The sequence below is a fragment of the Micromonospora rubida genome (assembly GCF_009908295.1).
Lineage (GTDB): Bacteria > Actinomycetota > Actinomycetes > Mycobacteriales > Micromonosporaceae > Micromonospora > Micromonospora rubida.
Map to the genome: position 1 here is coordinate 208,747 of NZ_JAAALO010000002.1, position 22,244 is coordinate 230,990.

General features: G+C 72.0%; 13 protein-coding genes. 4 read left to right on the forward strand and 9 right to left on the reverse strand.

Translation table 11 applies throughout. The features are described from left to right. Window positions 1-79 precede the first annotated feature (79 nt). Window positions 80-1,801, reverse strand: a complete 1,722-nt coding sequence (argS, locus tag GVV04_RS05385; protein ID WP_161685098.1) for an arginine--tRNA ligase — start codon at window positions 1,799-1,801, stop codon at window positions 80-82. Window positions 1,802-2,169: 368 nt separating this feature from the next. On the opposite strand from argS, the gene GVV04_RS05390 reads away from it, so the two are divergent. Further along, window positions 2,170-2,538: a hypothetical protein gene (locus GVV04_RS05390; RefSeq protein ID WP_161685099.1), complete on the forward strand. Its 369-nt coding sequence runs from the start codon at window positions 2,170-2,172 to the stop codon at window positions 2,536-2,538. 230 nt (window positions 2,539-2,768) lie between these two features. Here GVV04_RS05390 and GVV04_RS05395 read toward each other — a convergent pair whose 3' ends face one another. Further along, entirely contained in the window at window positions 2,769-4,532 is a 1,764-nt protein-coding gene (locus GVV04_RS05395) for a glycoside hydrolase family 6 protein (RefSeq protein WP_161685100.1), read from the reverse strand. A gap of 584 nt (window positions 4,533-5,116) precedes the next feature. Between GVV04_RS05395 and GVV04_RS33875 the strand changes: the two genes are divergently transcribed. Together GVV04_RS33875 and GVV04_RS05405 are read left to right on the forward strand one after the other, a co-directional pair. Beyond that, window positions 5,117-6,373 carry a putative sodium/potassium/calcium exchanger gene (locus GVV04_RS33875; RefSeq protein ID WP_161685102.1) on the forward strand — a complete coding sequence of 419 codons (1,257 nt, stop codon included), beginning with the start codon at window positions 5,117-5,119 and terminating at the stop codon, window positions 6,371-6,373. A gap of 1 nt (window position 6,374) precedes the next feature. Further along, window positions 6,375-7,100 carry a class F sortase gene (locus tag GVV04_RS05405; protein WP_161685104.1) on the forward strand — a complete coding sequence of 242 codons (726 nt, stop codon included), beginning with the start codon at window positions 6,375-6,377 and terminating at the stop codon, window positions 7,098-7,100. 78 nt (window positions 7,101-7,178) lie between these two features. Here GVV04_RS05405 and GVV04_RS05410 read toward each other — a convergent pair whose 3' ends face one another. Beyond that, window positions 7,179-12,239: an NAD-glutamate dehydrogenase gene (locus GVV04_RS05410; RefSeq protein WP_161685106.1), complete on the reverse strand. Its 5,061-nt coding sequence runs from the start codon at window positions 12,237-12,239 to the stop codon at window positions 7,179-7,181. Window positions 12,240-12,528: 289 nt separating this feature from the next. Between GVV04_RS05410 and GVV04_RS05415 the strand changes: the two genes are divergently transcribed. Further along, entirely contained in the window at window positions 12,529-14,502 is a 1,974-nt protein-coding gene (locus tag GVV04_RS05415) for a penicillin-binding transpeptidase domain-containing protein (protein ID WP_161685108.1), read from the forward strand. Window positions 14,503-15,133: 631 nt separating this feature from the next. Here GVV04_RS05415 and GVV04_RS05420 read toward each other — a convergent pair. The 6 genes from GVV04_RS05420 to GVV04_RS05445 all read right to left on the reverse strand — a co-directional run bounded on the left by GVV04_RS05420 (window position 15,134) and on the right by GVV04_RS05445 (window position 22,228). Continuing rightward, window positions 15,134-16,522 (reverse strand): arginase family protein, encoded by a 1,389-nt coding sequence (locus tag GVV04_RS05420; RefSeq protein WP_407938760.1) that lies wholly within the window; start codon window positions 16,520-16,522, stop codon window positions 15,134-15,136. 66 nt (window positions 16,523-16,588) lie between these two features. Beyond that, window positions 16,589-17,512, reverse strand: coding sequence for a tetratricopeptide repeat protein (locus GVV04_RS05425; protein ID WP_161685110.1), 924 nt, complete (start codon window positions 17,510-17,512; stop codon window positions 16,589-16,591). A 232-nt stretch (window positions 17,513-17,744) separates the two neighbouring features. Continuing rightward, window positions 17,745-19,433 carry an acyl-CoA mutase large subunit family protein gene (locus GVV04_RS05430; protein WP_161685112.1) on the reverse strand — a complete coding sequence of 563 codons (1,689 nt, stop codon included), beginning with the start codon at window positions 19,431-19,433 and terminating at the stop codon, window positions 17,745-17,747. Between the two features lie 96 nt (window positions 19,434-19,529). Further along, entirely contained in the window at window positions 19,530-19,943 is a 414-nt protein-coding gene (locus GVV04_RS05435; protein ID WP_161685114.1) for an Asp23/Gls24 family envelope stress response protein, read from the reverse strand. 87 nt (window positions 19,944-20,030) lie between these two features. Beyond that, window positions 20,031-20,966: a methylmalonyl Co-A mutase-associated GTPase MeaB gene (gene meaB, locus GVV04_RS05440; protein WP_201753068.1), complete on the reverse strand. Its 936-nt coding sequence runs from the start codon at window positions 20,964-20,966 to the stop codon at window positions 20,031-20,033. Between the two features lie 65 nt (window positions 20,967-21,031). Further along, window positions 21,032-22,228 carry an acetyl-CoA C-acetyltransferase gene (locus GVV04_RS05445; protein ID WP_161685118.1) on the reverse strand — a complete coding sequence of 399 codons (1,197 nt, stop codon included), beginning with the start codon at window positions 22,226-22,228 and terminating at the stop codon, window positions 21,032-21,034. Between the last annotated feature and the right edge of the window lie 16 nt (window positions 22,229-22,244).

Below are 22,244 nucleotides of genomic sequence, written 5' to 3' on the forward strand. Positions count from 1 at the left end.
CCCTACCCCTTCGACGCCTTCCCTTCGCACGCCCCGGCCACCATCGGCCGGGGCGTGCGACGTGCGGGGTCGCCCCCGATCACATCCGGTCCGGTGCGCCGATCCCCAGGAGGCCGAGGCCGCGCGCCAGCACCCGTGCCGTGAGGTCGCACAGCGCCAGCCGGTCGTCGCGTACGCCGTCCTCGGCGCGCAGCACCGGGCACTTCTCGTAGAACGTGGTGAACGTCGCCGCCAGCCCGTACAGGTACGTGGCCAGCCGGTGGAACTCCAGCGACTCCGCCACCTCGGCGATCACGCCCTCGAACGCGAGCAGCTCGATCGCCAGCGCCCGCTCTGCGGGCTCGGAGACGGTGAGCGTCACCAGGTCCCGCACCGGGGTCACGCCACCCTGCCGGAAGATCGACAGGATCCGGACGCGGGCGTACTGGAGGTAGGGAGCGGTGTTGCCCTCGAAGGAGAGCATCCGCGCCCAGTCGAAGACGTAGTCCTTGTTCCGGTCGTTGGACAGGTCGGCGTACTTCAACGCGCCGATGCCGACCATCCGGGCCACCTCGGCGCGTCCCGCATCATCAAGCTGGTCGATCTCCTCGACGAGGGCCGCTGCCCGCGACACCGCTTCGTCGATGAGGTCGACCAGCTTGATCGTGTCACCGCCCCGGGTGCGGAACATCTTGCCGTCGGAGCCGAGGATGGAGCCGAACCCCACGTGGTGGGCGCGGGCCGGCGGCCGCAACCAGCCCGCCTCGCGGGCGATCTCGTAGACCATCTCGAAGTGTTGCCGCTGCGGGGACCCCACCACGTAGAGCAGGCGGGTCGCCTCCAACTCCTGGGTGCGGTACCGGATCGCCGCCAGGTCAGTGGCGGCGTACCCGAACCCGCCGTCGCGCTTGCGCACGATGAGTGGCAGCGGCTCTCCCTCGCGGTTGACGAACCCCACCGGGAAGACCACCTTCGCGCCGTCGCTCTCGCGCAACAGACCCAGCCGGTCCAACTCGTCGACGAGCGGGTGCAGCATGTCGTTGTAGAAGCTCTCGCCGAGGAAGTCCTTCTCTGTGAGGCACACGTCGAACCGGTCGTAGACCGTCATGAAGTACTTCTCGGACGCGGCCACGAGCAGACGCCACAGCCGTCGGGTCAGCTCGTCGCCGCCCTGTAGGGCGACCACCCGCTGCCGGGCCCGTTCCTTGAACGAGTCGTCGGCGTCGAACTTGACCCGAGCCGCCTTGTAGAACGAGTTGAGATCGCCGAGCGACAGCTCGGCGACGGCCTCGGACTCGCCGATGTCGAGCAGGTGCTCGATCAACATGCCGAACGGGGTGCCCCAGTCGCCGAGGTGGTTCGCCTTGATCACCCGGTGCCCGAGCCAGTCCAGCAGCCGGACGACGGCGTCACCGATCACCGTGGAACGCAGGTGGCCGACGTGCATTTCCTTGGCCACGTTCGGTGCCGAGTAGTCGACCACGACGGTGTCGGGAGCGGCCACCGACGGGATGCCCAACCGCTCGTCACGGGTCATCTCGGCGAGCAGGGACGCGAGGGCATCGGTCGCCACCGTGAGGTTGATGAACCCCGGCCCCGAGATCTCCACGGAGGTGCAGAGGTCATCGAGCTGGGCGACCCGTACGACGTCCGCGGCGACGTCACGCGGCTTGCGACCGAGCTGGCGGGCGAGCGCCAGCGCGCCGTCTGCCTGGAAGTCCGCGTGCTTCGATCGGCGCACGCCGGGCGAGGTTGGCATTCCTGCCACCAGGTCGAAGGCGGACGCGAGCCGATCGTGGAGCAGCTTCTCCAGGGTTGCCATGGGAGGACAATTTAGTGCAAGTGCCCCTCGACCTCCGCACGAATAAACCCGAAGCCGGGCCGCTCGATGATCGTTACGCGAACCCGTGCGGTGGCGTTGCCGGGCCGGGTGGTGCCGGGTGGAGCTAACGGTCAGCTCCGGGCAGCCCTCCGCACGTTCTCGACGAAGGTCGCCCAGGATGCGGGGGCGAAGACGACGGCCCCACCGGCCCATCGGCCCCACCCGGCCCGGACGGTGGCCGCAGGCCGGATGGACCTCCTTCCGGCTGCCGGTCGTTCCCCGGGTCCTGCACTGTCGGCATGCCTGGGGCCCTGCGGGGTACGCCGGGGGGATCAGGCAGGCACCCGGGACATCAGGAGGGCAGCAGGATGACGGATCGCGACCCGAATGCCGGGCGACCGCTGGAGGAGAGCCCCGAGGTGGCCTCGGCGGTGGACGACGAGAGCACGGTGCCGCAGTTCGTGACCGGTGGCGGACCCGACCGGGACACCCCGTCCTTCGCCGGGCCGGGGGACGCCCCGGAGGGCGCCGGCTCGACCGAGGACCTGCTCGGCGACCCGCACGGCGGGGGCACGGGGGCCGGCGGGGACAACATCCGCACCGGCGCGGAGCAGGAGTGGGAGCCGGAGGACCTGGTGCGCGCCCGGGGCCAGGACCTGACGCCGAAGAACATCGAGCGGGCCCGCCGCGACCTGGCCGAGCAGGGCCGGGCGGCGGTGGAGAAGACCGTGCCCTGAGCCTGCGTGACCAGATGACCGCCCGGCTGGCACTGAGTTGCCGTGATCGTCTGCTGTGTACCGGCACCAGCTCCGGCGTGTCGTGCCGGTCAGGCGCAGACGATCCCGGGGCCGGTACCGGCGGGGGCCCCTGGCCCGACCGGTGACGGTCGGGCCAGGGGCCCGGGGAAGCCTGCCGCTGAGAGTGCCTCACTCCTCGCCAGCGGCGGGCAGGCGTGCCTGGTGGAGCGTCAGAGCGCCGGGTAGGCGTTCTGCATGAGCTGGGCGAACTGTGCCGAGAACCAGGCGCCCGAGATCGGGGCGTCCGGCAGGGCGCCGCTCATGCTGTTGCCGTTGCGGGCGTTACCGGTGTAGGTCGGGTCGCACATCCGGTCGAAGCCCTTGCCCTCGTTGTTCGGGATCTCCTTGCTGGAGCCGTCCGACTCGCCCGGGGGCTTCACCCAGACGTAGGCGTCGATGCCGGACTCCGGGGCGGCCTTCGGACGCTCGCCGAGGCCCGCACCGGACTGGTTGCACCAGTTGCCGGCGTGGATCCGCCGGTCGACCCGGCCGCCGTTGACGTAGGTGTCGACGCTGGTCAGCGCGCCCGGGCCGGTGGGCCGGGCGGTGCCGCCCCAGCCGTTGCGGGAGGTGTCGATCAGCATGCCGATGTTGCTGTTGAAGCCGACCGAGACCAGCTTGGTACGGAACGCCTGGGCGAACGAGAGCTCGTCGGTGTAGAAGTTCCAGTCGATCCACTTCGACTGGCGAACGGACGTTCCGTTCACGTTGTCGGTGATCTTGACGTACGGCTCACGCAGCGCCGAGTAGTTGGCCGTGTTGACGATGAAGCCGTGCACGTTGTTGACGGTGCTGCCCGAGGCGACGGCGGCGGCCTTGAGCTGGTCGGCAGTCGGGCCGAAGTTGCTGTCCCAGCCGATCCAGCCGTGGTGCGCGGCGTCGATGTAGTTGTAAACGTTGCCGAGCGCGCCCAGCCTCGCCAGGGCGTACCCGACGCCGTTGACGTAGGCGCCGTTGGCCTTGACGGTGTCGCACATGGCCGTACCGCCGGGCTGGCCGGAGGTGTTCGTCACCAGGTTCGGCAGCGAGTCGATCTCGATGATGTTGATGATCCGGAGGCTGGCGTACTTCGCGTCGCTCTGGATCGCGGCGATCGGGTCGATGTACTCGGCCTTGTACCGGGGCAGGTCGTTCGGGCCCAGCTCACCGTTGGAGGCGAGCGCGGCGCAGTCCCGGCCGGGCAGGTTGTAGACCACGAACTGGATGTACTTGGCACCCTGCTTCAGCGCCTCGTCCAGGTGGGCACGGACGCCCATCGCCCCGTTGGAGCTGCTGTCCGGCGTGCCGTTGATCGCGGCGATCCGGTCGATCCAGACGGCGGTCGGGTTGTTGGACACCCGGTTGCCGCCGGCCACCGACTCGGCCTTGGCCTTCCACTCGGGATTCACGTACCCCTTGGCGTTCAGGTAGGGGTTGTCCACCTTCTCCCCCGGCGGGGTCGTCGGCGGGGGCGTGGTCGGGGGCGGGGTCGTCGGCGGGGGCGTGGTGGGCGGCGTCGTCGGGGTGCTGCCGTTGCAGACCACGCCGTTCAGGGTGAACGAGGTGGGCTTCGGGTTGCTGCCGCTCCACGCGCCGTTGAAGCCGATGCTCACGCTGCCGCCGCTGGCGATCGAGCCGTTGTACGACTCGTTCGCGGCGGTCACGTTCTGCCCGGACTGGCTCCACTTGGCCGACCAGCCCTGCTGCACCCGCTGGCTGCTGTTCGGGAAGGTGAACCCGAGGTTCCAGGAGCTGACCGCGTCACCCAGGTTCTTGATGGTGACGTTGCCGGTCATGCCGCCGGGCCAGTCGTTGGTGGTGTAGTCGATGCTGCACTGGGTCGCGGCCTGGGCCGCGGTGACCGGGAGGGCCACCAGGCCGCCGGCGACCAGGACACCCGCACCGGACAGTGCGAGCGCCCGGCGGTGGCCGGACAGTCTCTTCCTCATACTCATGCCACAGATCTCCTTGGGCGAGACCGGACTCGCGGCCCGGCGGAACGGCGCCCGACGTCCGGCAGGGACGATCGGCGGCGCCACGGGGGATTTCGGGATGCCCGACCCGGACGGGCGATTTTGGTGGTGGTACCCGCCCGGCACGAGAAACGGCCGGTCGGATCGGCGGACGGCGTCCGGTGGAACCGGTGCCCTCGACGTCTGCCTTGCGCGGTGTGGCTCCCCGTACCGCGTGGGGAAATTCTTGCATGGGAGCGCTTCCATGGCAATGGTTCGATGCTTGTTCGACTCGCCGAACAGGACGTCCGGAGCGGTACGGCGTGACAACACCGCTGGAGACAGCCCGGGACGAGGCACCCCCGTCCCCCGAAAGAGTGCGGCCCACGCAGCCGGGCCACAACCCTCCCCGGGGGCGGCAACGCCCGACGAAAGCCGATGAAGTGCGCTTACCGCCTCATCCACTCGAAGACCAGGAAACTGTAAAACACGAATCTTTCCCCCTATAGCTCGCGAATCGGTCTAACGTCTTGAGTAGCTCGGCTGACGCCGGGCTCAGGACGAACAGGGATGGAGTGACGCAGGTCATGGCAAACAAGATGCTCGGGAAGGTCGTTGCGGGTGCCGCCCTCGGGGGGGCCTCCCTGCTGGTGTTCACGCCGGGGATCGCGTTCGCGGACGGCCACCAGGACGGCGAGTCCCGCGACGGCAAGGTCTACGCCAAGCCGCACATCGTCAGGGCGGGCGACAAGGTCCAGCTCCTGGAGGTCTGCTCGGAGCGGCAGGAGCACGCCTTCGTCTGGTCCGAGGTCACCGGCAAGGTCAAGCTGCGCCCGGCCGAGGACCACCGCGGCCAGCGTGGCGAGGACAGGGACTCCGAGTCCGAGGAGCACGGCAAGGACGAGGGCAAGCCCGGCGATGAGCACGGCAAGCCCGGCGATGAGCAGGGCAAGGACGACGGCAAGGACGACGGCAAGGACAACGGCAAGCCGGGCGAGGACCACGGCAAGGACGACGGCAAGGACAACGGCAAGCCCGGCGGAGAGCACGGCAAGCCCGGCGACGAGCAGGGCAAGGACGACGGCAAGCCCGGCGACGAGCAGGGCAAGCCCGGCGAGGACCACGGCAAGCCCGGCGGAGAGCAGGGCAAGGACAACGGCAAGCCCGGCGAGGAGTCGGGTGGCAAGGGCGGCGGCGCTGCCGACACGTCCGGCGAGGAGGACTGGGGCGGCTACGAGCACGGCCAGAAGGCTGAGAAGGACCACGGCAAGGAGTCCGGCAAGGAGTCCGGCAAGAACCGGTCCGACGAGGGCTCCGGCTGGGGCCGGGACAAGGAGTCGGGCCGCGGCGAGGACTCCGGCTACGGCAAGGACTCGGGACGCGGCGAAGACTCCGAGTACGGCAAGAACTCGGGACGCGGCGAGAACTCCGAGTACGGCAAGAACTCGGGACGCGGCGAAGACTCCGAGTACGGCAACAACTCGGGACGCGGCGAAGACTCCGGCTACGGCAAGAACTCGGGACGCGGCGAGAACTCCGAGTACGGCAAGAACTCGGGGCGCGGCGAGGACGAGCGGTCCTGGGAGCACAAGAAGGACTTCGTCTACTACGGCGAGGCCGAGGTCTCCGAGGACGCCGAGCCGGGCCGCCACAAGCTCCACGGCTCCTGCGGCGAGGGCGAGCTGGTCGTGCTCCCGCGCGGCCACGTCGACGGCGGTGACGGCGGCGCGACCACCGGCACCAACCGTGGGATGGCCACCACCGGGGCGGGCATGGTGGGCGCCGCGGCGCTCGGCGGCATCGTGCTGATGCGGCGGCGTCGGGTCAATGGGTCCCTCGTCTGACGTGACGACGACCCCGGCCGGCGGCCGCCACGGGAGACCGTGGCGTGCCGCCGGTGCGGCCGTCGTCGTCACGCTCGCGATGGTCGGTGCCGGCCTGGTGGGCGCCTCGCTGCGCGGCACCGACCCCGCGCCCCGCCCGCCTCAGCCGCTGTCCCAGGCCAGCACGGACGTCCGCACCACCGCCGGGCCCGGCGGGAACGGCGTCGACCAGGAGCCCACCGACCCCGACACCGGGCCGGCCGGCGAGGGACAGCCGGCGGCCGGGCTGGGCCGGGCCACACCGACCACCATCGCCATCCCCCGGATCGGGGTCGACGCCCCGATCATGACGCTGGGCACCAACCCCGACGGCACCGTCCAGGTCCCACCGCTGGAGCAGGCCCTGAGCGCGGGCTGGTACTCCCCGGGGCCGAGCCCCGGCGAGACCGGCAACGCGGTGATCGTCGGGCACGTCGACTCGGCGAAGGTCGGCGGTCCCGCCGTCTTCTTCTCACTCGGCGCGCTCCAGCCGGGTGACGCCATCACGGTGTCGCGGGACGACGGCAGCCAGGGCACCTTCACCGTCGACGAGGTGAAGGCGTACCCGAAGAAGGCCTTTCCCACCGAGCTGGTGTACGGCCCGAACGACCGGGTCGGCCTGCGGGTCGTCACCTGCGGCGGGCAGTTCGACAAGAACGCGGGCAGCTACCTGGACAACGTCGTCGTCTTCGCGACGATGACCGGCTGAGAGGTGGGGACGGGCGGCCCCCGTAACGCGCCACGGCCGGTCGGGGACACCGACCGGCCGTGGCGTACTCCAGGCGACTCAGGCCGCCGAGGTCCGCACCAGGGTACGGATCTGACGCAGCAGCACCGACAGGGCGGCGAGATCCGCCCGGGACTCGTCGAACTCCCCCATCGCCCGCTGGGCGCGGTGGATCGAGGTGGCGTTCGACTGCTCCCACTGCAACACCCGCTCCAGCGGCGGCAGGTTGTTCGGGGTGGAGCCGAGGACCTCCGCGGTGAGCGCGGCCAGCGCGGCGTACAGGTCGTAGCGCAGCGCCATCCGGGCCAGCGTCTGCCAGCGGTCCTCCCGTGGCAGCAGGGAGATCTTCGACAGCAGGGAGTCGACCCGGAACCGGTCGGACAGGACGAAGTAGACCGAGGCCACCTCGCCGACGTCCCGACCGGTGCTCGTCGAGGTCTCCACCACGTCGAGCAGCCCGAAGCTGTACATCAGCCGGGTCGCCTGCTCGGCCAGGCCGCGCGGCAGCCCTCGGGAGGTCATCTCGTCGATGTGCTCGGCGATGGCCTCCCGCTCGCTGCCGTAGAAGAGGTTCTCCAGGCCGGGCAGCAGCCGGGCCACCCCGTCGCGCAGCCGGGCGGTCTCGGCCGGCACGTCGATCGGCGAGCGCCGGTTCGTGACCAGCCAGCGCACCGCCCGGTCGAGCAGCCGCCGGGTGTCCAGGTAGACGGCGGTCTGCAACTCGGGGTCGACCTTGCTGTCGAGCGCCTCGACGGCGTCCCACAGCTCGCGCAGCCCGAACACCTCGCGGACCACCACGTACGCCCGGATCACGTCCGCCGCGGACGCCGCGGTCTCCTCGACCACCCGGAACACGAACGAGATGCCGCCCCGGTTGATCGCCTCGTTCACCAGCACGGTCGTCACGATGTCCCGGCGCAGCCGGTGCTGGCCCATCCGGTCGGCGAACCGCTCCCGCATCGGGGTCGGGAAGTAGTTGACCAGCACCTCGGTCGTCCACTCCTCGTCGGCGAGGCCCTCGGCGAGGATCTCCCGTTCCAGCACGATCTTCACGTACGCCAGCAGCACCGCGAACTCCGGCGCGGTCAGCCCGGACTCTGTGCGCACCGCCAGTTCCTCGTCCGGCGGCAGCCCCTCCAGCGCCCGGTCCAGCGCCCCCGAGCGCTCCAGCTCGCCGATCATCCGGCGGTGCACCGGCAGCAGCGAGGCGGCCTGGGCCTGCGAGTTGTTGATCGCCCGGGCCTGGTCGTAGTTGTCCCGCAGCACCAGCTCGCCGACCTCTTCGGTCATCCCGGCCAGCAGTTCGTCGCGCTCGGGCCGGGTCAGCGCCTCGTCGGCGACCGCCGTGTTGAGCAGGATCTTGATGTTCACCTCGTGGTCGGAGCAGTCCACCCCGGCCGCGTTGTCGATGAAGTCGGTGTAGATCCGCCCGCCCGCCCGGGCGTACTCGATCCGCCCGAGCTGGGTGCAACCGAGGTTGCCGCCCTCGCCGACCACCCGGCAGCGCAACGCCTTGCCGTCCACCCGGATCGCGTCGTTGGACTTGTCGCCCACCTCCGCGTTGGTCTGGCTGGACGCCTTGATGTACGTGCCGATGCCGCCGTTCCAGAACAGGTCCACCGGCGCGGTGAGGATCGCCTTCATCAGCTCCTGCGGGGAGAGCTGGCTGACGTCGTCGTCCAGCCCGAGGGCCACCCGGACCTGCGGCGAGATCGGCACCGACTTCGCCGCGCGCGGGTACACCCCGCCCCCCTCGGAGATCAGCGACCGGTCGTAGTCCTCCCAGGACGACCGGGGCTGGTCGAACAGCCGCTTGCGCTCGGCGTACGAGGAGGCGGCGTCCGGGTCCGGGTCGAGGAAGAGGTGCCGGTGGTCGAACGCGGCCACCAGCCGGATGTGCTCGGACAGCAGCATCCCGTTGCCGAACACGTCGCCGGACATGTCGCCGACGCCGACCACCGTGAAGTCCTGGGTCTGGGTGTCGTGCCCCAGCTCCCGGAAGTGCCGCTTCACCGACTCCCAGGCGCCCCGGGCGGTGATGCCCATCTTCTTGTGGTCGTAGCCGGCCGAGCCGCCCGAGGCGAACGCGTCGCCGAGCCAGAAGTTGTGCGCCGCCGAGATCTCGTTGGCGATGTCGGAGAACGTGGCCGTGCCCTTGTCCGCCGCCACCACCAGGTACGGGTCGTCGCCGTCGTGGCGGACCACGTCGTCGGGCGGCACGATCTCGCCGGCGGCGATGTTGTCGGTGATGTCGAGCATCGCGCCGACGAACTCCTTGTAACAGGCGACCGCCTCGTCCCGGTCCCCCGGCTTCTGCTTGAGCACGAAGCCGCCCTTGGCGCCCACCGGCACGATCACGGCGTTCTTCACCATCTGCGCCTTGACCAGGCCCAGCACCTCGGTCCGGAAATCCTCCCGCCGGTCGGACCAGCGCAGCCCGCCCCGGGCCACCGGCCCGTACCGCAGGTGCACGCCCTCGAACCGGGGCGAGTAGACGAAGATCTCGAACTTCGGCCGTGGGGCCGGCAGGTCCGGGATGGCCTGCGGGTCCAGCTTGAACGCCACGTACGCCTTCGGCCGCCCGCCGACCGGCTTCTGGTAGAAGCTGGTGCGCAGGGTGGCCTGGATCAGCGTCAGGTACGACCGCAGGATCCGGTCCTGGTCGAGGCTGATCACGTCGTCCAGCGCGGCGTCGATCTCCTTCACCAGCTCGCCGCTGCGCCCGTGGCGCTGCTCGGCGGTCGACTCCCCGGGCGCGAAGCGGACCTCGAAGAGCTCCACCAGCAGCGCGGTGATCCGCGGGTACGCGATGAAGGTCTGCTCCATGTACTCCTGGGAGAAGACCGTCCCGGTCTGCCGCAGGTACTTCGCGTACGCCCGCAGCACCACCACCTGTCGCCAGGTGAGCCCGCCGCGCAGCACCAGCTCGTTGAAGCCGTCGACCTCGGCCTCGCCCCGCCACGCCGCCGCGAAGGCGTTCTCCACGTGCGGGCGCACCTCGGCCAGCTCCTGGTGGCCCTCGGGCAGCCGCAGGCCGAAGTCGTACAGGTAGACCCGGCCGTCGATCCGGTCCACCTCGTACGGGTGCTCGTCGACCACCCCGACGCCGAGGGAGTGCAGCACCGGCAGCACCGCGGACAGCATCATCGGCTCGCCGTACCGGTAGACCTTGAACCGGACGTCCATCTTCTCGTCGGCGTCCGCCGGGCGACCGGCGCCGTTCACGCGCGGCGAGAGCTGCTTGCGGAACAGGTGCATCTCAAGCTGGCCGGGCTCCTCCAGCAGCTCCAGCTTCGCCAGGTCCTTCATCGCCTCGTACGGCGTGTGCCCGTCCTTGTAGCCCTCCGGGAAGGCGTCGGCGTACCGGCTGAACAGGTGTTTCGCCTGCTCGTCGCCGAGCTTGCGCTCCAACACCAGCCGGTAGTCGTCGTCCCACAGCCGGGTGGCGTCGGCCAACTCCTCGGCGAGCAGGTCCGCGTCGATGTCCCCCGGCGGACGGGCCGGATCGGTGCGGACGATGAAGTGCACCCGGGCCAGCATCGACTCGGTGACCCGGGTGGTGTAGTCCACCCCGACGCCGTTCAGCTCGCGCAGCAGGATGTCCTGCATGCGCAGCCGGTTCTGCGTGGTGAACCGGTCCCGGGGCAGGTAGATCAGGCAGGAGATGAACCGCCCGTACGCGTCCCGCCGCAGGAAGACCCGAAGCTGCCGGCGGCCGGCCATGCGCAGCACGCCGATCACCGCGTGGTACAGGTCCTCCGTCTTGATCTGGAACAACTCGTCGCGCGGGTACGTCTCCAGGATCTGGAGCAGGTCCTTACCCGAGTGGCTGCGCCGGCTCAGGCCGGAGCGGTCCATCACCTCGGCCACCTTGCGGCGAACCACCGGCAGCTCCCGGACGCTCGTCCGGTACGCCGCCGTGGAGAACAGCCCCAGGAAGCGCCGTTCGCCGATCACCTGACCGGCCTCGTCGAAGATCTTGAAGCCGATGTAGTCCAGGTACGCCGAACGGTGCACGGTGGCCCGGGAGTTCGCCTTGGTGATGATCAGCAGGCGCTTCTCCAGCGCCTTCTCGTGCGCCTCGGACGTCATCGAGGACAGCGCCCGCGCCTCCGGGGAGTCCGAGCGCAGGATGCCCAGGCCGGTGCCGAGCACCGCCTCCACCGCCGAGCCCTCGCCGCCCGGGGTGTCCACCAGCCGGTACTCGCGGTAGCCGAGGAAGGTGAAGTGGTCGTGGGCCAGCCAGCGCAGCAGCTCCACCGAGTCGGTGATGTCCTTCTCCGGCACCGGCGGGCGGTTGTCGGCGGTCCGGGCGGCGGCCAGCTCGTCGGCCAGGGCCAGGGCGCGCTGGCGCATCTTCGGCCAGTCCTCGACCGCCTCCCGCACGTCGGTCAGCACCCGTTGCAGCTCGCGGCGCAGCTTCTCCCGCTCGCCCGCGTCGCGGACCGGGTCGATCTCGATCCGCATCCAGCTCTCGACCAGGTCCCCGGCGATCGCGTCGTCGGGCTCCACGTCCGCGGAGACCTCGGTCAGCCGGCCCAGCGGCTCCCGGCGCACCACCACCAGCGGGTGCACCAGCAGGTGCACGTCGAGGTGGTGGGCGTTGAGCAGGGCGGTCACCGAGTCGACCAGGAACGGCATGTCGTCGGTGACGATCTCGATCACCGTGTGGTGCTGGTCGGCGTCCGGTTCGTGGATGCGCAGCTTCAACTCGCCCGGCACCCGCTGCTGGGCGAGATCCCAGTGCGCCCGGGCCGCGTCGAGCATCTCCTCGGCCGTGAACCCGATCAGTTCCTCGTCCGGGGCGAACCGCCAGAAGCGCCCGACCAGTGTCGCCGCGTCATGGTCGTCGCCGGCGAGTGTGACCGCCTGGGCGACCAGTCGTTCCGCGTTCGGCACCGGCTCGTCGAGCTCGGCGTCCTCCACGTCGTCGGTCAGCACCTCCACGGGCAGCCCGAGATCGTGGATGGTGTCGATACTCGAACCGGTCATCCCGGTAACTCCTGTGTCGAGCCGGCCGGAGCCGTCCCCGTCGGTCGCCGAATCGAAGCTGTCGTCGTCCCGGCCGGTGTCATCCTGCCGGAGGTCGGGTCCCGGTTTGATCGCCGGACGCCGGTCCATCGGTGCCACTCCCCTCGACCCACCGCGTTGTGGGTCACTCTGCCGCCCAGCCTAGGCCCTGCCCGTCCGTGCCTTCGTCGGCGGACCACCGGCCGGACGTCCGGTTCGGGACTCTGTCCTTTCACCCGTTGCAGACATGTGGTCGGCCGGCTGGGGAGTACCCCGGTCGGGATGTTCATCACACCTTCGCGGGGCCTCTTTCCGCACGTGGCGGGCCAGGCGGGGCAGTGTGCCAGGCGGGGCCGTACTACCGTGGCGGGAGCCCGACGAGATCCGGAAGGACGGCTCCATGCGTCTGTCGTACCCCCTCGGTGGGTCCCGCCGCCCACAATCCCGCCGGCTGGTCGCGGCGCTCGCGGCCACCGCGCTGGCCGCCGCCACACTGACCGCCTGCTCCGCCGAGGACGGCCCGGAACGCGCCGTGGACGCCTTCCTGTCCGGTTGGGGCAAGGACGACCTCCAGGCGGTCGGCTTCGTCGACCCCACCGGGAAGAAGGTGCCCGCCGCCGACGTGACGCGGGAGATCCGGGAGCTCTCCGGAGAGCTGGCGGCCACCCCACCGGCGCTGCGCCGCACCGGAGACCCGAAGATCGACGCGAACATCGCGACCGCCGGCATCCGGGTGGACTGGACCCTGCCCCCGGCCGGAACCCGCTGGGGATACGACCGGCAGGTACGGCTCACCCGGGGCGGCGACGACCAGTGGCAGGTGATCTGGGAGCCCCAGGTGGTGCACGAGCAGCTCACCTCGGGCGACCGGCTCGCGGTGCGCCGGGACGTCGCGCCCCGGTCCGGGGTGCTCGACAGCGCGGGCACGCCGGTCGTGGTGCCCCGCCCGGTGGTCCGGGTCGGGCTGCAACCGAGCGAGGTCACCGACGCGAAGGCGGTGTCCCGGCAGCTCGACGCCGCATTCCGGGCGATCCGGCCGGCGCTCACCCCGCCGGTCGACCTCGCCGACCTGCCCAAGCGCCTCGCCGAGGCCGACCCGAGCGCGTTCGTCGAGGTGGTGACGCTGCGCGACGAGGCGTACCGGCAGATCCGCTCGCGGATCTACGACCTGCCCGGCACCAAGTTCCAGGCCGAGAAGCTCGACCTCGCCCCCACCCGCGAGTTCGCCCGGGCGCTGCTCGGCTCGGTCGACCAGGCCCAGGCGGACGACCTGGCCGCCCACCCCGACCGGTACCGGAAGGGCGACCTGGTCGGCCACGGCGGCCTCCAGGGCCGGTACGACGAGCGGCTGCGCGGCGTCCCCGGGCTCACCGTGATCATCGAGCGGCCGGGGCCGGACGGCACCGTCACGCCGACCGGCACGGCGCTGTTCCGCCAGGAGCCGAAGGCCGGGCAGACCGTGAAGACCACCCTCGACGTGGCCACCCAGAACGCCGCCGACGCCGCGCTGCGCGGGGAGAAGCGCCGCGCCGCCCTGGTCGCGGTACGGGTCAGCGACGGCGCGGTGCTGGCCGCCGCGAACGGGCCGGGGGCCGCCGGGGAGAACCTGGCCTTCACCGCCCAGGTGCCGCCCGGCTCCACGTTCAAGATGGTCAGCGCCCTCGGCCTGCTGGACCGGGGCGCGGTCACCCTGGAGGGCCCGGTCGCCTGCCCGAAGACGTTCGCCGTGGACGGCCGGTCGTTCAAGAACTCCGACAACTTCGCCCTCGGCTCGGTGCCGTTCCGCACCGACTTCGCGAAGTCCTGCAACACCGCTTTCGCCGCGCTCGCCCCGAAGCTGGGCGCGGACGGCCTCGCCCAGACCGGGCGGGCGCTCGGCCTGGAGGCCGAGTGGGACCTGGGCGTCGACGCGTTCACCGGCAAGGTCTCCGCGAACGGCTCCCCGGCCGAACAGGCCGCCGCCTCGTTCGGGCAGGGCACCACCGTGGTCAGTCCGCTGGCCATGGCCGCCGCCACCGCCGCCGTCGCCCGGGGCCGCTGGGAGCAGCCGAAACTGGTCCTCGACCCGGCCCCGGCCAAGGCCGCGCCCGCCGGGCCGGAGCTGAAGCCGGAGTCGGTGCAGCCACTGCGGACGATGATGCGCGAGGTCGTCACCGCCGGCACCGGCAGCGCGCTGAAGGACGTCCCCGGCGGCCCGGTGCACGGCAAGACCGGCACCGCCGAGTACGACGACAACCCCGCGCACACCCACGCCTGGTTCGTCGGCTGGCAGGGCGACGTGGCGTTCGCGGTCTTCGTGGAGCGGGGCGGGTCCAGCACGGCCAGCGCGGTGCCGATCAGCGAACGCTTCCTGCGCGCCCTCGCCGCCTCCTGACCGCCTCACCGCCCACCGCCTGCCGCCTGCCCTCTGCCGCCTGCCTGCCTGCCCGCCTACCGCCTGCCCGCGCCGTACCGCCCCCACCGGGTCGCCAGCGGCCCAAACCGCCACGGCCTGTGGGTGCTCGCTGACCGGGCTCCGCTACGCCGGGCCGTTCTCCGGCACGGGCTTGCGCCGGAGCGCTTTTGAGGCTGCAAGGTCGCCCTCGACATGCTGCGGGGTCTCGGCGTCGCCAGCACGGGCTTGCCCCCGGAGCGCCTTTGGAGCTGCCCGCACAGACGGGGCACCTGTCGCCCTGCGCACCTTTACGAGCGCTCGATGGGCGCTCGATGGGCGCACAGACGGGGCAGCTCCAAAGGCGCCGTGCAGGTACCGTCGGCCGCGTCACGACCTGGCCGACCGGCGACCGGCGACCGGCGAAGCCTCGACCGGCGACCGGCCATGCCCCAGGTAACGCCTCGACTGCCCGGCGGGTCAGCACCGAACAGATCAGCAGGCAGCGACGGACGAACCCTGCGGCAGACCGACAGCGTCGGACGAGCCGCGCCAGACAAGCCGCGTCAGGCGGACAGCATCGGACAAGCCGCGTCAGACGGACAGCGGCAGACGGACCACGGAGGCCGACGCGTCAGGCCATCCCAGCTGCGGACTGCGACGTGTCGTCGCTCGTGCCGGGGTGGCTGGCGTCCGGGGACGATGCGGGAACACGGCGCAACAGGCCCGGGCCGGCCGAGGCGGGGGGCCCGACGGGTTCCAGGACCGGGCCCGGGGTGCCCAGATCCGCCGGCCTGTCCGGTTCCTCCGGCCCGCTGGCGGCACCGCCGAGGTCGGCGGGGAGAGCGGGGGCGGCAGGGAGAACGTGGGCGGGCGGAAGGGCGGCATCGGCGGGGGCGGGCGGAAGGGCGGCATCGGCGGGGGCGGGGGGAAGGACGGCATCGGCGGGAGCGGCGGCATCGGTCGGTTCCCGTGCCGCGCCCGGGTGCGGCGCGTCGGCGGGGAAGGCTCCGGGGACGGCTGCGGGGAAGGCTGCGGAGACGGCCGGGCGGCGGGCCGAGGGAGGGCGCGGGCCGGGGGTCGCCGGGAGCAGCCGGGGCGCCACCGCACTCTGGGCGGTGACCGGGGCCAGCCCGGCCACCACCGTGTTGACGATCTCGGCGGCGTACGCCCCGTCCTGGTCGTAGTCGGGGTCGAAGACGGTCAGCTCGACGCCGAGGCAGTGCGGGGTGTCCACCAACCCGGCGAGCAGGATCTCCAGCTCGGCGAAGGCGATCCCGCCCGGGTCCGGGGCGTCCACCGCCGGCATCACCGCCGGGTCGAGCACGTCCACGTCGACGTGCACCCAGTACCCGGCGCAGTCGGCCAACTCCTCGTGCGCCCACTGGGCGGTGCGGGCCGCGCCCTCGGCGCGCAGCGTCGGCACCGGCCGGGTGGTGATCCCGGCGGCCTGGAGGTCGAGGCGGTACTCGTCCTGCGCCCGGATGCCGAGCACCACCACGTCGATGTCCCGGAAGTACGGCCGGCGCCCCTCGATGGCCGCCAGGTCGGCCTGCCCGCGCCCGGTGACCAGGGCCAGGTCCTCCCCCGCCGCAGCCCCGACGTAGGAGGCGTTGCCGGGGTGCCGAAAGTCGGAGTGGCCGTCGACGAAGACGAGCCCGATCCGGCCGCCGACCGCCTCACCGAGCCGGTGCATGGCCAGCGCCGAGCCGAGCAGGATCGAGCAGTCCCCGCCGAGCACGAGCGGGAACTCTCCCCGGTCGATGATCGAGCCGATCCGGTCGGCCAGCGCGGCCGAGTACGCGGCGATCTCCGGGGCATGGCAGACGCCGTCGCCGGGACGCCAGTCGCCCGGGTCGTACCGGGGCGGGGTGAGGCAGCCGGCGTCGCGGGCCCGCAGCCGGGCCAGCAGGCCCTGGTCGCGCAGCGCGCCGGGGGCCTTGCCGCAGCCGGGGACGGCGGTGGGGGTGGGCGGGCGCAGCCCGAGGTTGGACGGCGCGTCGAGGACGGCGATCCGGCGCATATGGGCTCCCGTCCTCGTGGGTCGGGCGGGCCGGCGAACGCCGGCCCGCGCTGGCGTACGGCGAACTCAGAACAAGGCGCTGGCCAGGGCCCGGCGGGCGGAGGCGACGGCGGGGTCATCCGGCCCGGCGACGGTAAACAGGCCGACCAGGTGCTGGCGTACCTTCTCCCGGTCTTCGCCCGCAGTGCGGCGGACCAGGCCGACCAGGCGCTGGTAGGCCTGCTCCGCCATGCCGCTGAGCACCTCGACGTCGGCGGCGAGGAGTTGGGCCTCGACGTCGTCGGGGTCGGCCTGGGCCGCGGCGAGTGCCGCGCCCGGGTCCGCCCCGGCGACGCGGCGGGCCAGCCCGACCTGGGCCAGGCCGGCCTCGGCCGCGGCGTCCGCCGGCGACTCGGAGAGGATCTTCCGGTACGCCTGCTCGGCGGCGTCCAGGTCTCCGCCCAGCAGGGCGTCGTCGGCCTCGTCGAGGCGCGGGTCCTCCTGCTCGGCAACGGTGACCCCGCCGGCCTTGAGCACCGCGTCGATCCACTGGCGCAGCTGGGCCTCGGGGACCACTCCGGAGAACGCGTCGACCGGCCGCCCGCCGACGACCGCGTAGACGGTGGGGATCCCCTGGACCTGGAACATCTGGGCGATGCGCGGATTGTCCTGGACGTCGACCCGGGCCAGCACCCACGCGCCGCCGCCCTCAACCGCCAACTGCTCCAGCACCGGCGCGAACTGGTCGCTCTCCGGGTAACCGGCCGCGCCGAAGAAGACCACGACGGGCAGGGCCACGGAACGTTCGAGCACCTCGGACTGGAGGGTGGCCTCGGTCACATCGATCACGGCGGCCCCGCCGCCGTCGACGACGCCACCCGGCAGACCGGGGGGCGGGCCGGCCTGGGCCGGTGTGCTGGGACGGGTGGGGGCCGGTGCGGTGCCGCGCAGTGCGCTGAGGTCGACCGCGCCGCGGGTGAAGATCGACGAGGTGATCCGTGGGTCGCTCATGGTTACCTAGTCTCGCACGGCCGCCGCCCAACTCCGATCAACCGCGACGGCGACAAATGTGACTCTCGCGGCTGCTCACCGGCGGTGCCACCACACCCCACCCACGCCCGCCCCCCACCCCGACGATCTTGCACTTGCGGCCCACTTATTGGGGCTTTCGCGGCTTTCGCCGGGGCCGCAAGTGCAAGATCGCGGAGCAGGGTGGGGTGGGGTGGGGTGGGGTGGGGGGTGGCTAGAAGCGTGCTGGTTCGCGGTAGATGCCCCATTCGGCGCGTAGTGCGTCGCAGATCTCGCCGAGGGTGGCCTCGGCGCGGACGGCGTCGAGCATCGCCGGGATCATGTTCTCCCCGGTGCGGCTCACCTCGACCATCCGGGTCACCGCGGCGGAGACCGCAGCATCGTCCCGGGCGGTCTTGCGCTCGGCCAGCGACCGGCGCTGCTCCAACTCCACCTCGTGCGAGATGCGCAGGATCTCCAGGTCCTTGGCGATCGTGCCGGTGTGGCAGTTGACCCCCACGATCCGCTTGTCGCCCTTCTCCAACGCCTGCTGGTGGACGAAGGCCGACTCGGCGATGTGGCCGGTGAACCAGCCGTCCTCGATGCCACGCAGGATGCCGGAGGTCATCGGGCCGATCTGGTGCGGCCCCTCGCCGCCGAGTTGCCGGATCCGGGCGAAGATCTCCTCCGCCTCGGCCTCGATCCGGTCGGTGAGCGCCTCGACGTACCAGGAGCCGCCGAGCGGGTCGGCCACGTTGGTCACCCCGGTCTCCTCCATCAGCACCTGCTGGGTACGCAGGGCGATCTCGGCGGACTCGTCGGTCGGCAGGGCCAGGGTCTCGTCGAGGGCGTTGGTGTGCAGCGAGTTCGTCCCGCCGAGCACCGCGGCGAGCGCCTCCACGGCGGTGCGGACGACGTTGTTGACCGGCTGCTGCGCGGTCAGCGACACCCCGGCGGTCTGGGTGTGGAACCGCAGCCACAGCGCCTTCTCGCTGGTCGCCCCGTACACGTCGCGCAGCCAGCGGGCCCAGATCCGGCGGGCGGCACGGAACTTGGCGATCTCCTCGAAGAAGTCGACGTGTGAGTCGAAGAAGAAGCTCAGCCCGGGGGCGAAGACGTTGACGTCCAGCCCGCGCGACAGCCCCAGCTCGACGTAGCCGAACCCGTCGGCGAGGGTGTACGCCAACTCCTGCGCGGCGGTCGAGCCGGCCTCGCGGATGTGGTACCCGGAGACCGACAGCGGCTTGTACCGGGGGATCTCGCGGGCGCAGTACTCCATCAGGTCGCCGATCAGGCGCAGGTGCGGCTCCGGGTCGAACAGCCACTCCTTCTGCGCGATGTACTCCTTGAAGATGTCCGTCTGCAGCGTGCCGTCCAGGGTGGACAGGTCGGCGCCCTGCCGCTCGGCGGCCACCAGGTACATGCAGAACACCGGCACCGCCGGGCCGGAGATGGTCATCGAGGTGGTGACGCCGGCCAGGTCGATGCCGCCGAAGAGCGCCTCCATGTCGGCGGCCGTGTCGATGGCCACCCCGCAGTGCCCGACCTCGCCGAGCGCCTGCGGGTCGTCGGAGTCGCGGCCCATCAGCGTCGGCATGTCGAACGCGACGGACAGCCCGCCGCCGCCCGCGCCGAGGATCATCTTGTAGCGCTCGTTGGTCTGCCGGGCGTTGCCGAAGCCGGCGAACTGCCGGATCGTCCAGGTCCGCCCCCGGTAGCCGGTCGGGTGCAACCCCCGGGTGTACGGGAACTCGCCCGGCCAGCCGATCCGCTCGAAGCCCGGGTACGCGGCACCCTCCGGCGGGCCGTAGACCGGGTCGACGGTCATCCCGGAGAGCGTGGTGAAGTCGGCGTCCCGCTTGCGTGCGGCGTCGTAGCGGGCCTGCCAGCGTGCCCGTCCGGCAGCGATCTCGTCGGCGTCCATGCGCGGGGCTCCTCCTCGGGTCCTCGTCAGAAGACCGAGTGTAGAACCCGCGCCTGAACGATCGCTAAGGAAGTTGGTACCGGTTGGTAACCCGGGTCAGGCCGGCGACCCGGCCGGCTCGCCCAGGGCCACGTCGTCGACCCGGATGTTGATCTCATCGACCCGCAGCCCGTACGCCTCGACCGCCTGGGTGACCGCCGCCCGTACCCCCTCGGTCACCTGCGGCACCGGCCGGCCGGCGTCGATCACGATGACCAGGTTGACCACCGCCGCGCCGTTCGTGACGTGCGCCGAGCAGCCCCGCCGGGCATCGCCCACCTGGTCCAGCCCCACCTTGTCGAGCACGGCGTTGAAGAACCGGGCCACGTCGCCGCCCAGCTCCGCCACCCCGGGGACCGACCGCGCGGCGGCCACCGCGATCTTCTCCACCACCTCGTCGGAGACCTGGGTGGTGCCACCCGCCACCGCGTCCGGCGTCACCGACAGCTCCTGCGTCGCCTCGTCGCCCATGCTCTCCCCCAGTACGCTCGCACCGCCCCACGGGTACCCGTGGAGCGGTGCGAGCGTACTAGTTCGTGGGGGTCCGCAGTGGACAGCTCAGGAGCGGAGCTGGGCCAACAGCTCGTCGGCCGCCGCGTACGGGTCGAGGGCCCCCTCGGCCACCCTCGCGGCGAGCGTCGGCAGCTCCGTACCGTCGCGCAGCGAGCCGATCCGGGCGCGCAGCACGCCCAGCGCGATCGCCTCGATCTCGGCGGCGGCCCGCGTCTCCCGACGGCGGCGCAGCTCGTCGTGGCGCTCCAGCCAGTCGCGGTGCTTGTCGATCGCGGCGGCGATGTCGTCGATCCCCTCGCCGCGCGAGGCGATCGACCGGACCACCTGCGGCCGCCAATCGCCGGGCCCCCGCTCGCCCAGGGCGATCATGCCCTGGATGTCGCGGACGGTGGCGTCGACCCCGTCCCGGTCCGCCTTGTTGACCACGAAGACGTCGGCGATCTCCAGGATGCCGGCCTTGACCGCCTGGATGGCGTCGCCCATGCCGGGGGCGAGCAGCACCAGCGTGGTGTCGGCCAGCGAGGCGACCTCCACCTCGGCCTGGCCGACGCCGACGGTCTCCACCAGCACCACGTCGCAGCCGGCGCCCTCCAGCACCCGGACCGCCTGCGGGGTGGCCGCCGACAGCCCACCGAGATGACCCCGGCTGGACATCGAGCGGATGTAGACGCCCGGGTCGGTGGCGTGGTCCTGCATCCGCACCCGGTCGCCGAGGATCGCCCCGCCGGTGAACGGGCTGGACGGGTCGATGGCCAGCACGCCGACCCGGTGCCCGCGCGCCCGCAGCGCGCGGACCAGCTCGTTGGTGGTGGTCGACTTGCCCACCCCGGGGGACCCCGTCAGCCCGACCACCTGGGCCTGACCGGCGTACGGGGCGAGAGCCGCCGCCACCTGGGGCAGCGCCTCGTCGCCGGACTCCACGAGGGTGATCAGCCGGGCCACCGCGCGGGGGTCACCGGCGCGGGCCCGCTCCACCAGCATCGGCACGTCCCGGCTGCGGCGCACCGACGGCACGCCGGCGGCCGGGGCCTGCCCGACCGCTCCGCTCACTGGGCCTCGCCAGCGGCGGGGACGTGGACGATCAGCGCGTCGCCCTGGCCGCCGCCGCCGCACAGCGCCGCCGCGCCGGTGCCGCCGCCACGCCGCTTCAGCTCCAGCACGAGGCTGAGCACCAGCCGGGCGCCGGACATGCCGATCGGGTGGCCGAGCGCGATGGCGCCGCCGTTGACGTTCACCTTGTCCGGGCTGATCCCCAGGTCACGGGTGGACTGGACGCCGACGGCGGCGAACGCCTCGTTGATCTCGACGAGGTCCAGGTCGGAAATGCCCAGGCCGCCCTTCTTCAGGGCGTGGTTGATCGCGTTGGACGGCTGCGAGTGCAGCGAATTGTCCGGGCCGGCGACGTTGCCGTGCGCGCCGATCTCGGCCAGCCAGGTCAGCCCGAGCTCCTTGGCCTTGGCCTTGCTCATCACCACCACGGCGGCGGCGCCGTCGGAGATCGGCGAGGAGCTGCCGGCGGTGATCGTGCCGTCCTTGGCGAACGCGGGGCGCAGCTTGGCCAGCGACTCGACGGTGGTGCCCGGCCGGATCCCCTCGTCCTCGCCGATGACCAGCGGGTCGCCCTTGCGCTGCGGGATGATCACCGGGGTGATCTCCTCGGCGAAGTGGCCGTTCTTCTGCGCGGCGGCGGCCCGCTGGTGGCTGGCCGCGGCGAACGCGTCCTGCTCCTCACGGGTGATGCCGTGCTTCGCGCCGTGCCGCTCGGTGGACTCGCCCATCGAGCAGCAGTCCCAGGCGTCGGTGAGCCCGTCGAGCGCCATGTGATCCTTGATCGTCACATCGCCGTACTTGTAGCCGGCGCGCTGGCCGAGCATCAGGTGCGGGGCGTTGGTCATCGACTCCATGCCACCGGCCACCACGACGTCGAACTCGCCGGCCCGGATGAGCTGGTCGGCCAGGGCGATCGCGTCCAGGCCGGAGAGGCAGACCTTGTTGATGGTCAGCGCCGGCACGGACATCGGGACGCCCGCCTCGACGGCTGCCTGCCGGGCCGGGATCTGGCCCGTGCCGGCCTGGAGCACCTGACCCATGATGACGTACTGCACCTGCTCGGGGGACACCCCGGCGCGCTCCAGCGCGGCCTTGATCGCGACGCCGCCGAGCTTCGTCGCCGGGAGGTCCTTGAGGTTGCCGAGCAGGCGACCCATCGGGGTCCGCGCGCCGCTGACGATCACCGAAGCCACTACTTGCCTCCGAGGG